Here is a 1,608-nt window from a genome sequence, read left to right as displayed (position 1 = left end):
CATTGTTGATAACGTAACAACTTAGCCTGTTCTTGAGTCCAGGCATAAAAATCCGTTTCATAAAGATTATCATTCAAGTTTACACCCGATTCTTTCGCCCTTCGTGACTGCATAATTAAAACCTAGCAAACTTGAACTAATTATAACTCCCTTCTTCCTTTGCGCCTCTGCGTGAGCCATAAAACCTAAAAAGTCACCACACTCCGAATAGACTCCCCCCTGTGCATCAAATCAAAAGCATCATTAATTTTTTCAATTGGCATCACATGAGTAATTAAATCATCAATATTAATCTTACCATCCATATACCAATCTACTATTTTCGGCACATCTGTCCGTCCTCTTGCACCACCAAAAGCCGAACCTTTCCAAACCCTTCCAGTTACTAATTGAAATGGACGAGTGCTGATTTCTTTACCCGCACCAGCAACACCAATAATCACACTCACACCCCAACCTTTATGACAACATTCCAAAGCTTGACGCATGATATTGACATTACCAATACATTCAAAAGAATAATCAGCACCACCTTTTGTTAAATCTACTAAATAAGCAACTAAATCACCTTCCACTTCATTAGGATTGACAAAATGTGTCATCCCAAATTTTTCAGCTAAAGCCCGTTTTTTGGGATTAATATCTACACCAATAATCATATTTGCGCCCACCATTCGCGCCCCTTGGATGACGTTTAAACCAATCCCACCCAAACCGAAAACTACCACATTTGCGCCTGGCTCTACCTTAGCTGTATATATCACCGCACCTATACCTGTTGTAACACCACAACCGATATAACAAACTTTATCGAAAGGGGCATCTTCTCGAATTTTGGCAACGGCGATTTCTGGTAATACCGTATAATTAGCGAAGGTGGATGTACCCATATAATGGTGAATCATGTCGCCACCGATACTAAAACGGCTAGTACCATCGGGCATTAAACCCCGTCCTTGTGTGCCGCGAATTGCTTGACAGAGATTGGTTTTAAAGCTTAAGCAATAATCACATTGCCGACATTCAGGCGTGTATAAAAGAATTACATGATCTCCTTTTTTGAGGCTGTTGACATCAGCCCCCACTTCGACAACTATACCAGCGCCTTCATGTCCTAAAATGGCGGGAAATAAACCTTCAGGATCATTACCAGAAAGAGTAAAAGCGTCAGTATGACAAACCCCACTGGCTTTAATCTCAATTAATACTTCTCCGGCTTGTGGTGCTGCTAATTGTACGGTTTCGATAGTTAGGGGTTTACCTGCGGTGTGCGCTACTGCTGCTTTGACTTCCATTCCATTCTCCTTGGTGGTGAGGATTTACGTAATTTTATCTCACGCAGAGTCGCAGAGTCTCAGAGAGGAATATTTTCCATAATTACTTGTCAAGTGATTTTATATATAGTACATTAGTACCTATAACAAGAGAAACCCCCACCTTTACAAGTGGGGCTTTATTAACTGCCAGATTTTGTTAAAATCGCATTCACTGGTTTAGATTGGTGAAAGGTAGTGGCTATTTTGGCAACTATAATAAACATTGTCTTAGCTGCAACCACTCAATCAATTATCCACTTTTGCGATTAATTCAGTCTGTAACAAAACTATG

1 protein-coding gene is annotated in these 1,608 nt (G+C 40.3%); it reads right to left on the bottom strand.

Features of this window, described 5'->3' with window-relative positions; all coding sequences use genetic code 11:
* Positions 1 to 185: 185 nt before the first annotated feature.
* The gene (locus FJR38_RS23305; RefSeq protein WP_168497081.1) at positions 186 to 1,295 is read right to left on the bottom strand and encodes an S-(hydroxymethyl)glutathione dehydrogenase/class III alcohol dehydrogenase; all 1,110 of its coding nucleotides are present in this window, start codon (positions 1,293 to 1,295) and stop codon (positions 186 to 188) included.
* Positions 1,296 to 1,608 lie beyond the last annotated feature (313 nt).

This window comes from Anabaena sp. UHCC 0253, from assembly GCF_009712085.1.
In the GTDB taxonomy this organism is placed as follows: domain Bacteria; phylum Cyanobacteriota; class Cyanobacteriia; order Cyanobacteriales; family Nostocaceae; genus Dolichospermum.
The sequence above is the reverse complement of the archived record's forward strand: the minus strand, read 5'-3'. Positions and strand labels throughout refer to the sequence as shown.